The sequence below is a fragment of the Vagococcus fessus genome, from assembly GCF_003987565.1.
In the GTDB taxonomy this organism is placed as follows: Bacteria; Bacillota; Bacilli; order Lactobacillales; family Vagococcaceae; genus Vagococcus_D; species Vagococcus_D fessus.
The window spans coordinates 79,537-92,231 of the sequence record NZ_NGJY01000001.1 but is presented as its reverse complement, the minus strand read 5'-3'; the positions used below and the strand labels follow the sequence as shown (position 1 = coordinate 92,231).

The window sequence follows — 12,695 nt, the reverse complement described above, 5'->3', positions numbered from 1 at the left end:
CTATTCTAATTAGGTTGGCACCAATTTAAATTATTTATGAATGATAGGACATCTTCTTGTAATTGTTTTTTTTCGGGTCCTACAGTAATAACATGCCCACTTTCTGGGTACCACTTCACAACAGAAGGAGAGGCCTTAAGTTGTTTTTCAACCTCATACACATCATTCGGATTAATCATTTTATCTTTTGCTGCTTGGACGAGTAATGTTGGTTGCGTTACATAGGGTAGCTGATTGAAGACTTTAGAACTAAATTCTTTTATCTCACCAAGCTGTTTAGGTAATAGCTTTTCTATATCCATTAGACGGCGATTAATTTCTGCTTCTCCACATCCTGCTTTTTTCATAACCGTCTTAGCATAGTATAAAAATGTTGGGAAAATGTTAGTTTCATTCTCTGGGGTAATCGGCGAGCAAAATTCGCCTCCTCCAATTATCTGTTCCGTACTATCAGTTACCGCACTCATGGCAAATAATCCACCAAGCGATAAACCAAAAACAGCAACCTCATTGTAACCATTAGCTTGGAATTCTTGCAAATAATCGTTAAGTTGTCTTTTCCAGATACCTGGACCCGCTTCTAATATATCTTCTGGACGAGTTGTACCATGTCCTTCAAATAAAGGCATCAACACCGTGTAGCCTTGATTATTTAGATATCGTCCTAATGATCTAACATCATTTGGTGTACCCGTATAAGCATGCATTAAAATAACCGCACGTTTCCCCCCTCTGAAAAATACAGTTTTGGGTAATGTTTGTTTAATAGTCACTTATTCTTCACTCCGCTCATATTATCTATTAGTCATTCTTATACTACCATTGTACCTAAAAAAGCCCCCTGTTCAAAACAGGAGGCCTTCGTTTTTTTACTTAGATGATAAGTAGGCTAATACTAAAGCTAGTAAAACCCAAACAACACCTAATACAGCTGTTGCTTTTTGCATAACTGCTTCAAACCCACGCGCTTTTTGTTTCCCAAATAATTGGTCTGCGCCACCAGTAAAAGCACTTGCTGCACTATTTTGCTTACTTGGTTGCATCATTACGGCAATGATGATTAAAATTGAAACGGCGATCATAACGCCTAATAGAAAATTACTCACGTGTTGAAACCTCCCTATTCTGTCCATATTACTCTTTTATGATTTTATCACACTTTTTTATATAAAACTAGTTATTATTAACTTTAATATTTTGAAAAATAACATCTAAAAATAAAAATTATTTAGAAAACAGCTCTATTATCCGATGCTCTACTCTGATTCGACTAGACAATCTGGACGATACTCTTTAACAATTGTCTTCAGTTCATCGTGCGGCAAAGCATAATAAGTATTACCATTACGACCTACTAAATCCTCAGCTGCAAACAACGCATTTAAAATCGCTTCTTCCACCGATTGAACAACCGCATTATACAATGGATCAATCAAATCATCACCTAATACATCAGCTGTACTTGTAGATGGGGTATATGCTTTTTCATTGGCAGTAGAGAACGCTAAGAAAATATCACCAGAACCATTTTCACACCCCGCACCTAATTCTCCTAAGCCTATTGGAACTCTTTTGCATAGTTTAGTAAGCTGTGTTGGAGAAAGGGGAGCATCTGTTGCTAATACTACAATAATAGAGCCAGACCCAGGTTTTGGTGCATCTGTATTCAAGACTGCTTGATGGCCTTCAATTAATTTTCCAATTGGCAGACCATACAATTTAAATTTATCTCTTGGACCATGATTAGCTTGAACAAAAGCTCCTACTGTATAGCCCCCCTCTTCTTGTGGTAAGACACGAGAAGAGGTGCCAGATCCACCTTTGAACCCATGACACTTCATCCCAGTTCCCCCACCAACATTACCTTCTGCAGGCGTACCAGATTTAGCATTTCTTAAAGCTTCCATAACATGCTTTTCTTCTACATGGAAACCGTTCGTATCGTTTAACATTCCGTCCCACGTCTCACCTACAACGGGATAAAAGAAACTACAATTTTCAACTGGTTTGCCATTCATAATTAATGGGTAATAAAACTTATTTTGGACCATCCATTTTGCGATACTATCTCTTACGATTCCAACACTATGAGTATTTGTAATACCAATAGGACCGTGTAGAAATCCTGAATCATCAATCCAATGAGAGCCGGTCATTTCACCATTCCCATTCAAATCAAAGCGACCCGCATAAACAGCACTTCTTTTTTTACCCCTAGGTAAAATCGTCGTCACACCTGTCCTAGCAAAATCAGAGAAGTCACCTTTATAGTCAGAAGGCTCTCCCAACCAAACAGTGCTATAACCAACTTCAACACCTTTTACGTCTGTAATTGCATTATATATTCCCGGTACACCATCTAATTTGAAACCTTCTTCTCTAAATCGTTTTTTCACCAATAAAATCACTCCCACGTTAAGAATTATGTCATCAACTTTAGCACGACTCCTATCGTTTCTCTAAACAAAACGATGAATCTGTCTACCTTCAATTAGATATATAATATCACAAATCTCCGTCAAATCCTTCTCATGAGGGCTTGTCACAGCCATTGTATAGTGATTTTGCATCATTTTTATTATAAGGCTCTTTATTTCAATTTTCGAAAACGTATCTAAACCGTAAAAAGGTTCATCAAATATCACCAATTCTCTATTAAATAAAATTGCTTTAGCAATCAAAACTTTTTTCTTATTCATATCTGAATAATCGCAGAGCGGTATTAAACTGTTACCATCAAGCCCCACTTCTTCCAATACTTGAAACAAGTCCCTTGTGTTTTCCTCTTTATCTAACTCTATAATAGACTCAAAATAAGATTGAATTGTTTCTGAAGAGCTCAATTCTTCTTTCCCATCAACCAACCCAACTGATGTAGCACACTCCCTTATAATTTCACCCTCATACTCTATATCTAAACCTGCCAACATATGACATAAGACAGTTTTTCCAGCATTATTTTTCCCTAAAAAGCCTAAAATTTTTTTTTCAGGAATCTTTAAATTTATATTTATAAAATAATAACTAAATCCTACTTTTTTAGTAAGATTTCTCATCTCCAACTGAGCCATACTATTCTCCTACTCTTCTTTTATATCTTAAAGCATACCTTAACTTTGTCTTTTAAATTATTTTTTTCGCTGATTAGCTTCCTTATTTTTCTAAATTATTCCAAAAAACAAGGAATATTTGTAATTATACACCTTTTATGAACGAACGTGAATACTTTTTCATAAAAATTAAGTTTAATGCATAAAAACCAATTATATATATTTTTTTATTTCTATATTAAATTTTTGTTTAAATACAAAAAAAGCCTGCTAACAATAAAAGTTAACAGGTCTTTTTGTGTTTTATTTTAAATTACTCTTTTTTGTCTGAATGCTTTACGTGATCGATTGTATCATTTACTTTATGAGAAATATCGTCAACTAATTCCTCGCCTTTTTCTTTCAATTTTCCTAATCCTTCTTGGAGTTTACCTTCTAATTCCTTAGAACCATCATCAGTTACTTTACCGACTCCTTCTTTAGCTTTTCCTAATAATTCATCTTTATTCACCATGATATTACCTCCTTCTTAAGTATATGTCTATTATGTCATAATACGTGTTATTTGAAAAGAGAAAAGATTTTTAAATAAAACAGCTATAAAAGACCGTGTCTTTTATACTCTATGTCAAATGCTGTGAATAGCTAAGATCTTATCTATATAGTTAATAATTAAGCAGTTTTACCATATTAGGTAAAACTGCCTCTTTGTATGACGTTAAAATTAATCATAATACGATATTCTAAATTAAAAAAATTGCGATAACCGCAAGCAATTCGCTTGATAACCTTTATTTTATTAACGCTGCCTTCAAGAGGACCATAGTTATAAGCCAGATAATCAAAAGCATGTTGGATGCGTGACAAGTAACTTGAAAGTCTTTATAAAGAAATCACCATATAAGACGAAAACAAAGATTTCGACTTAAGTACACAGTCTTAAAATCAAGCGTATTAGAATCTTTTAAAAATAACCGCCAATAGCGTTTGAGTTTTCTAGACTTTTTTTGATCCTCATATTTTGAGGTCTTAAATTGAGTCATAATTTTAATTCACGTTTGATTAAGAGTGCGTGCAATTAATTGAATCAAATAAAAGCGATCGATGATAACTTTAGCATTAGCATTAGGAAAAAAACTCGCAAGCCATCATGAAAGAAGCTGCATTCATATCAACACCAAATTTTTTTACCGATAAACAACTGGTTAAAGAATAGCGTAAAAAATACTGGCGTAAGGCATCAAACGTCTATCTGGCAATATTTAACGGAAAATAGATTAGAAATAAACCACTCAGAATACTAAACTATCCTTACCAAACGGAAGCCATGATGATTGATCGTCTACTGGGTTATTCTGCACCTTTAAAGAATGTCTATCATTACGTTCAAGATATCATGGACGCTTTTAGAATAAAGGAGCACCGTCTATTTTTCGACCCTTAACAAAATTAACACAAACATTAAATTCTGAGATTCGTAAGAAGCTTCAAGACCACTTAATGTATGAAGTAGGCATTAGAGATTCGATGATTCCCCCCTATTTAAATGGGAAGATGAAAATACACATCTAAAAACTTTAAAGCGCGTATCATATGTATTTAAATCATTTGAGAATATGAAGTTAACACTATTTATGATGAATCAACTAATAAAAATAGCAAAACAAAAAACTATGAAAGAAAGGATAAGCTTTCTCTCATAGTTCATTATTAATTTAACTCATCAGTCCTTATTAACAAAGAGCCAAATTATATTGCCATCTATCATAGTCCTTTCTTTATTTAAATACTTTTTCAACAATATGTTTAGAACTATCTCCGTTATATTTCGAAGTAAATTCTTCATAATTAGGGAGAAAATTAGGCAATAACTTTTCACTATTCAAAATGGCATCACCCAATTTTTCTTGCTCTTTTACAACTTGCCCTAAAGGTTTTGCCTCTATGTCATAATAAAAACCTCGTAAATCATTTTTGTAAAGCTCTAAATCGTCCATAAATAGAATAATAGGGCGTTTCAATAGAGAAAAATCATACATAGTACTAGAATAATCAGTAATAAGAACATCACTAATTAAATACAAATCACTAGTTTCAGGATAATCTGAAACATCATAACAAAATTCTTCATAGTGACCTGTTGCAACTCTATCTCTGACCAAATAATGGAATCTTGTCAATAATACATAGTCCTCACCTAACGTTTGTCGCATTTGGTACAAACTAAATGGAAGTCTGAAATTTTTAGTGTCTCTCCATGTAGGAGCATACAAGACCACTTTTTTATTCTGTGGAATGTTAAGTTCCTCTTTAATTCGATTTATTTCATCAGGTGTATTTCTTAAAAACAAGTCATCATTTCTAGGATACCCGTACTCTAGTATCTCTGCTTTGTAATCAAAACAACTTTCAAAAATTGGTGTTGAATATTTATTTGGTGAAATCAAGTAATCCCAACGAGATGTTTCTTCTAAAAACTCAGATATGTATGTTTCTGGGTCCATATTTACAATATTTACAACTTCCATATCATTCGCTAGTCTCTTCAATGGTGTTCCATGCCATGTCTGTAAATATACTGTTTTATGTGGTTTATGCATCTCAAGAGGTAATCGAGCGTTACTTACCCAATAACCAGAGGTCAACATTGCTTTAACCCACTTAAAAGAACCTATCTTCACTTTTTCTATATGATCTGGAAAATTATCTTGATAGCCATTATGATAGCCCCAAACTACAGTATGTTCTGGATAATGCTCTTGAATATACTCTGATATTTTACGAGGACTATCACTATAATATCTCCCTGAAAAAGAACAACAGTAAACCTGCTTCTTTTTAACTGGTAAGACTAAAGACAATAGTGATGTTTTAAATTTTGAAATTTCCATCTAATCTAACTCCTGTTCATTCTTTAATAATTCCATGATCGTATGAGAGATAGAAGTCATACTTTTTGGACGATACTTATCTAATTCAGACGACTCGATTGTCGTCCTTCGATTGATCACTTCAGCTAAGTTTCTCTCATTATCGACTGAAATTTTTTCAAATGTTTTCAAATCTCCCTCATACATCCCTCTAATTTTAGAGTAGTACTCAAAATCTTTCATAATCAAATAAAACGGTTTATCAACGTTTATTGCATCGAATAATACAGATGAGTAATCTGTTACTAACAAATCACACGCAAGTACGTATTTTTCAATTGCCTCTGAACCTTCTATAAGAATATCAGGCTTATTATTGTCTCCTAATTTATCCATCGGATGTGGTTTCATAACAAAAATATAATCTTCAGGATTTTCCATATTTTCTTTCAACCTATTAAAATCAACCATATAGTCATTATTAATAGCAGCTAGATTCTTTTTAAAATTATAATCCCTCCAAGTTGGAACATATAATACCATTTTTTTATCATCACTAATACCTAACTCTGTTCGTACAGCTTGTTTGAGTTCTGCATTATCTTTATTTTCTATCATCCACTTGGTTTTGGGTTGTGGTGCACGAACTAATTTTTCCAATGGAATATTAAAAGAAGAGGCATATTTCAAATCCATATCTCTGTGTTCAGATAATAAAAAATGCCATTTAGAAATCATTTTTGACTTCTGAACTTTTTGCTTTTTGTTCCATCTGTCCACTTCAGTTTCAGGACTATCAAACAACATTTTTTTAAATGGATTACCATGCCACAATTGAATTAAATAACGGCCTTCTTTTTCGTTTAAATTAACCCATGATTCTGCAACTACAACCTTAGCTGTCGCTAGATACTTTTTATATTCTTGACTATGCGGTGTTAATGTATAAGCTTGTAACAAATGACTATCATCTTCTGGTTGCTCTTTACACGCAAATTTCAGATGATTATAGTCGTAGTATTTTGATAACTCGTTAAATAAGTGCATCGAGTTCCCATTATATTTATAGTCAAAACCTAGTAATAGGATTTTATCATCTAATTCAGGTTTCGAAGAATCTTCTACTGTAATAGCATCTGCATTAGAAGTGCGTTTAGGAGGAAATAAATTTACTCTTATTTGAGTTGCTTTATTTAACATCTTCACTATTTTTTTATTTCTTATTGTTTTATTCCATCTTGTAACTAGATTCAATGTTGGTCTAGTCATTTTATACCTCAACATCTTATTAATATTAATCATATTTTTAACTTGATTATTTTGGAAGTAACCAGATTTGAATATCATATACTCAAGATTAGTCCCAACCTTCTTAGGTACTCTAAATCGTTCAAAACTTTCCCATGATTTTATTTCATTAATAAATTCTTTAAGATATTCTATTTGTTCTTTTTTATTCAAGCTAGAGCGTTCTTCTGAATAATGAAGTGCTCTGTTTATATAATATTTAACAATCGGATAGGGATTATACTCAAACTCCATTGATTTGATTTTTTTAAAAGAAGTCAACAAGTCATCCGTATGCTTAGTCGTGTCATAGTTAGTTGCCGTCACCGAATGATCATTTAATCGAATATTATAGAAGCTATTTTGTAATACCACCACTTCATCAGCTAAAATTACATTCTTTATATAGAACTCAATGTCTTCATATAAGTAGCCTTCCCCATAAAAGATATTATTTGAGATTAAAAATTCTTTTCTATACACTTTATTAACCGTAAAGAATATGGGGTGATTTAATAGCAAATTGGTTTCTTTTCCAATTAACTTCCCTACCTCTTCTGAACCAAAATTAACATTTCTAAAATAAGGAGTATAACTTTCTCTCTTACGTTTTGTAACTTGAGAGGCATCATAACTATAATTAAAATACAGAAAATCAGCATTCGGGTTTTTTACCATATTATCGTAGCATAGTTCTAAAGTCTTGATATTTATCGAATCATCTGAATCGATAAACATCAACCACTCAGCCTTTGCTCTCATGATGCCTTGGTTTCTTCTAGTACCTTGTTTTAAATTTTGGCCATCAGCAATAATTTCAATATCGATATTTGGTTTAGATGAGAAATAATGGTCATTCAACTCTTTTAATTTTTCTAGAGTCCCATCTTGTGACCCATCATCTATAAACAAACATTCAAATCTACCTTCAAAGGTTTGTCCTGCGATAGACTGTATCAAATGTTCTATTGTATCCTCAGCATTATATACTGGTATTATTAAAGAAAAAATACATTCGCTCATATTATATTTCTCACTCTTTCTTTTTTATTTGAAATTTAATAACACTTATCTCACACAGATAAGTTTTTTCAAACTATTCATCGTCTGGACCTTTACATACCAAAGGCAACAATTACTCATACTTATCCATTATATTATTAAATTATCCAAATTACAAATATACTTATCCCAGTAATTACATAGCTTTTTAAATTAAATCATGCACTTATTTTAGACTAATTCATTACTTTTATCTACTGGATACTTTATGCCATTTTTCACGATTTTATTGCGTACTATTTCCTTCACGTCTAAATTCAAATCGTCTGCCAGCATCATTAAATAAATGTAAACATCAGCAATCTCATCCTTGATATTTTCCATATCCGCTTCTACGGCTTGCTTGTCATTCTTCCATTGAAAATTTTCTAATAATTCAGAAGCTTCTAAGCATACTGAAATAGCTAAATCTTTATGAGTATGAAATGGTCGCCAGTTCCGTTCATCTCTAAATTCATTTATTTCTTTCATTAATTCTTCCATTACGCTCATCTCCATTTTTTATAATGCTTTTATTATAACGCAGTCTCTCAAAACAACAAAACACTTCACCTATTTTAGTGAAGTGCTTTGAGTGATTACATTGTAATCGTATCGCTTTTCGTTACTTTCATGAATAATAATAACGACGCTACTGTTATAGCCGTTAAAATTGTAGAGAGTGCTGCTGCAATTCCGTAATTCCCTCTAATAACTTCTGTATATATAGCTACTGGCATTGTCTTCGTATTAACATTATACAGTAGAATAGATGTTGATAGTTCTGAAATCATGGTAATCCAACTTAAAATAGCTCCTGAAACAATTCCTGAGACCATCATCGGAACTGTTATTTTACAGAACGTATTTATCTTACTACTCCCTAAACTTGATGCCGCTTCTTCAATAGAGTCAGGAATTTGACCCAATGTCGCAACTGATGACCGTATTGTATATGGCAAACGTCTAACAGTTAACGAAATAACTATGATTAAAGCGGTCCCTGTAATAGCTAAGAAACCTGATCCACCAATTCCCGTGTTAAAGGCCGCTAAGAAAGCAATTCCTAGCACCGTTCCAGGTACAATATAAGGAACCATACTTAGAATATCAATCGCTGAAGTTAAAATATTTTTCTTTTTAACAGTCAAATAAGAAATAAATACTGCAAATATAACAACTATAACAAGAGCCATTAGCGGAATCCTAATAGTGTTAAAAATGGCTGACCCCATTCGATTAAATGCTTCTGTATAACTGTTTAATGAATAACCTGACACAAAGACCATTCCTTTTGTGTTTTGGAAAGATGTATACATTAAATAAAGCTGTGGTAAAATGGCAAGAAAAACAACGCCATAAGATACGACATAAATAATCCCACGCTTAAGTCCAGATACTTTTCTTTCTGCCACTGGATGTAAAGAACTCATCGTAAACGTATTTTTATTTGACACATATTTTTGTATCAAGAAAATAGTTAGCGCGATGATGATTGCAATAACCGCAAGTGATGAAGCAAAGGAAGCATTTCCTCCAACTTCACTCATAAATTCTGTATAAATCAAAACTGGGAAAGTTCGGTAGCCTTCACCAATCAACATCGGCGTCCCAAAATCAGAGAATGCACGCATAAAGACTAGTAATGCCCCTGCTAAGATAGTTGGGAGTAGCAATGGTAAAATAACTTTAAAGAAACGTGCCAAACCACTGCAGCCCATACTCTCTGAAGCTTCTAATAAGGAATTATCAATACTTTTAAAAGCACCACTAACATATAAGAAAATAAGTGGGAATAATTGTAAAGTAAAGACCAAAGTAATTCCTTTAAATCCATATATATCTGGCATCACAACTCCAAATGTTTGAGATAAGAATGTTGTAATAATACCACTGCGTCCCAAAAGTAATATCCATGAATAAGCCCCAACAAAAGGAGCAGACATTGACGCAATGATAATTAGGATTTGTAAAACCTTTTTTCCTTTAAATTCATACATAGCAAACAAATAAGCTAAAAGTATCCCCACGATTAAGGCACAAACCGTTGCCGTAAGAGACACTTTAAAACTATTAATCAACGTTTCAGAGTAATAGGTCTTAGAAAAGAACGTAACGAAATTTTCAAATGACACACTGCCAGAAACGATAATCGCTTGTTTTAATAGACTTCCTAGAGGATAGACTAAAAAAATTAAATATGTTGCCAATATAAACAATGAGGACCCATTCCAAATGTCCCATTTAAATTTTTTCTTTCCCATCCTACTCACCACCTAGTAAATTCTGACTGCCATCCTCATTGAAGACATTAATTTTTTGCGTATTAATTTCAAGATAAATACGGTCACCTGTTGTTAAATCTTCTTCAAATGTCGACTCTTCTGTGACTTGAATTTTTTGATTGCCACCTAAATTTAGATAGTACTCTGTATTCAACCCCAGATAAATACTATCAATAACATCCGCTGCTATACCATGATCCCCTGTTCTGACAAATTCTTCTGGACGAATACTGATTTTAACCTTCTGCTCATCTACATGACTAAGTTGAGGAAATGGCAATTCGTAGTTATTAGGAAAAATAAGAACAGCCTCTCCTCCTTTTTTCACTAATCTACCTTCAATCACGTTTGTTCTGCCAATGAATGAGGCCACAAAGATGTTACTTGGACGGTGATATAATTCTTTCGGACGACCGACTTGTTGAATTTTGCCATCTTTAAGTACAGCAATTTTATCAGATATCGCCATGGCTTCTTCTTGGTCATGCGTGACATAAACGGTTGTAATCCCAACTTCTTTTTGAATTTCACGAATAGCTTGACGCATATCAATTCGCAATTTAGCGTCCAAGTTACTTAAAGGTTCATCCATAAGTAACACATCAGGACTAATCGCAATCGCTCTGGCTAAGGCCACACGCTGTTGTTGTCCACCACTCAATTGGTCTGGTTTACGATCTTGATATTGATCGATCTGCATTAATTTTAAATAAGTATCTGTCTTTTCTTTAATTTCTGTTTTTGAAAGTTGGCGTTGTTTCAAACCAAATTCAACATTTTGACGAACTGTTAAGTTAGGGAAAATAGCATAATTTTGGAATACCATTCCGATATTACGTTTACTAGGCTCTTTATCATTAATTCGTTCATCATTGAAATAAAAGTCGCCACCTTCGATTGAATTAAAGCCAGCAATCATTCTAAGTAAGGTGGTTTTACCACATCCTGATGGGCCTAATAGAGTAAAGAGAGACCCATCTGGAATATCAACAGATAAATCTGGAATAACTTCCAATCCGTTGTATATTTTTTTAGCATGATTTATAGTAATTTTACTCATTTTGACTACTCCTCTATTTATTAGATTGGATGTCTACATAAACATCACTGTATTTTTTAACAATATCTTGTTTATTTTTAATAACATATTCTTGGTCTTCTTCGATTGTTTTAATATCAGATAACGGTTTCATATTTTCACTAGTTTTAGCATCTTTTCTAACAGGACGATTTGTTGTTGTTGTTCCTAAAATATCTTGAACTTCTTTAGAAATAACATAATCAACAAATTTCTTCGCGTTCTCTTCATGAACTGCATTTTTTATAATCGCTGCACTTGCCGGTAGGAAAACGGTTCCTTCTTCAGGATAAATGATTTCGACATCTGCACCATCATTTAACAACTTCACACTAGGATCTTCATAAGTTAAACCAATTGTCATTTCGCCGTCCGCCACTGTTTTATAAACATTACTTGAGCTTGATGAAATTTTGCCATCCACTAACGTAAAGACATCCTTAACATAATCCCAAGCTTTTTCATTCTCATAACCACCTTCTGCTAATAACATATTGGTTAACTGCGCAAACGCACTTGATGAGTTTGCTGGGTCTGCTGTAGAAATTTTTCCTTTAAATGACTCATCTAATAAATCACCATAGCCTTTTATTTTTTTATCACCAATCAGTTTTTTATTAGCTAAAATAACACTTCCATCGATAGTGTATGGTGTATAATATCCTGTTTTGTTTTGATAGTCTTCTACTACATTTTCATTCTCTTTAGATGTATACTTTTCAAATAAATCTGTGCTCTCTGCATATTGAGAATAGGCCCCACCCCAAATAACATCAGCAACAGGAGCTTCCTTCTCAGTCTCTAGTTTTTTGAATAACTCACCTGTTCCCGCTTGAACGAGTTCCACTTTAATTCCATATTTTTCCTCAAAACCTGGAATAACAGCATCACTTAGCCCTTCTGAGTTGGGTGAATAAATAACAATTTTCTTCTCATTAGACTTGCCACTTGCTTTATCCTCATTTTTAGTAGAACATCCCACTAATAAGGCCGCTGACGCAACTAAAATACCTAAACCTAAATAGATTTTTTTCATTACAATACCCCTTTTCTGTAGTTGATACACACATTGTAAGCGTATACT

12 protein-coding genes are annotated in these 12,695 nt (G+C 33.1%); all 12 read right to left on the bottom strand.

Translation table 11 applies throughout. The features are described from left to right. Nucleotides 1-5: 5 nt before the first annotated feature. A complete protein-coding gene (locus CBF31_RS00460) occupies nt 6-773 on the bottom strand; it encodes an alpha/beta hydrolase (RefSeq protein ID WP_126829875.1) in 768 nt (255 codons plus the stop codon). Nucleotides 774-869: 96 nt separating this feature from the next. Continuing rightward, nucleotides 870-1,106, bottom strand: a complete 237-nt coding sequence (gene secG, locus CBF31_RS00455; RefSeq protein ID WP_126829873.1) for a preprotein translocase subunit SecG — start codon at nt 1,104-1,106, stop codon at nt 870-872. A gap of 150 nt (nt 1,107-1,256) precedes the next feature. After that, nucleotides 1,257-2,396: a DmpA family aminopeptidase gene (locus CBF31_RS00450; RefSeq protein ID WP_170167826.1), complete on the bottom strand. Its 1,140-nt coding sequence runs from the start codon at nt 2,394-2,396 to the stop codon at nt 1,257-1,259. 63 nt (nt 2,397-2,459) lie between these two features. Further along, nucleotides 2,460-3,071 carry an ATP-binding cassette domain-containing protein gene (locus CBF31_RS00445; protein ID WP_126829869.1) on the bottom strand — a complete coding sequence of 204 codons (612 nt, stop codon included), beginning with the start codon at nt 3,069-3,071 and terminating at the stop codon, nt 2,460-2,462. 292 nt (nt 3,072-3,363) lie between these two features. Further along, on the bottom strand, nt 3,364-3,564 hold the full coding sequence (locus CBF31_RS00440) for a CsbD family protein (RefSeq protein ID WP_126829867.1): 201 nt from the start codon (nt 3,562-3,564) through the stop codon (nt 3,364-3,366). 176 nt (nt 3,565-3,740) lie between these two features. Further along, nucleotides 3,741-3,917, bottom strand: a complete 177-nt coding sequence (locus tag CBF31_RS00435) for a transposase (protein ID WP_126829865.1) — start codon at nt 3,915-3,917, stop codon at nt 3,741-3,743. Nucleotides 3,918-4,828: 911 nt separating this feature from the next. Then, entirely contained in the window at nt 4,829-5,941 is a 1,113-nt protein-coding gene (locus tag CBF31_RS00430) for a CDP-glycerol glycerophosphotransferase family protein (RefSeq protein ID WP_126829863.1), read from the bottom strand. Continuing rightward, complete coding sequence (locus CBF31_RS00425; RefSeq protein WP_126829861.1) at nt 5,942-8,230, bottom strand: bifunctional glycosyltransferase/CDP-glycerol:glycerophosphate glycerophosphotransferase; 2,289 nt, start codon at nt 8,228-8,230, stop codon at nt 5,942-5,944. It abuts the gene before it with no gap. Between the two features lie 210 nt (nt 8,231-8,440). After that, the gene (locus tag CBF31_RS00420) at nt 8,441-8,752 is read right to left on the bottom strand and encodes a nucleotide pyrophosphohydrolase (RefSeq protein ID WP_126829859.1); all 312 of its coding nucleotides are present in this window, start codon (nt 8,750-8,752) and stop codon (nt 8,441-8,443) included. 95 nt (nt 8,753-8,847) lie between these two features. Continuing rightward, a complete protein-coding gene (locus CBF31_RS00415; protein ID WP_126829857.1) occupies nt 8,848-10,512 on the bottom strand; it encodes an ABC transporter permease in 1,665 nt (554 codons plus the stop codon). A gap of 1 nt (nt 10,513) precedes the next feature. Beyond that, entirely contained in the window at nt 10,514-11,593 is a 1,080-nt protein-coding gene (locus CBF31_RS00410) for an ABC transporter ATP-binding protein (protein ID WP_126829855.1), read from the bottom strand. A gap of 13 nt (nt 11,594-11,606) precedes the next feature. Next, nucleotides 11,607-12,647, bottom strand: coding sequence for an extracellular solute-binding protein (locus tag CBF31_RS00405; protein ID WP_126829853.1), 1,041 nt, complete (start codon nt 12,645-12,647; stop codon nt 11,607-11,609). Nucleotides 12,648-12,695 lie beyond the last annotated feature (48 nt).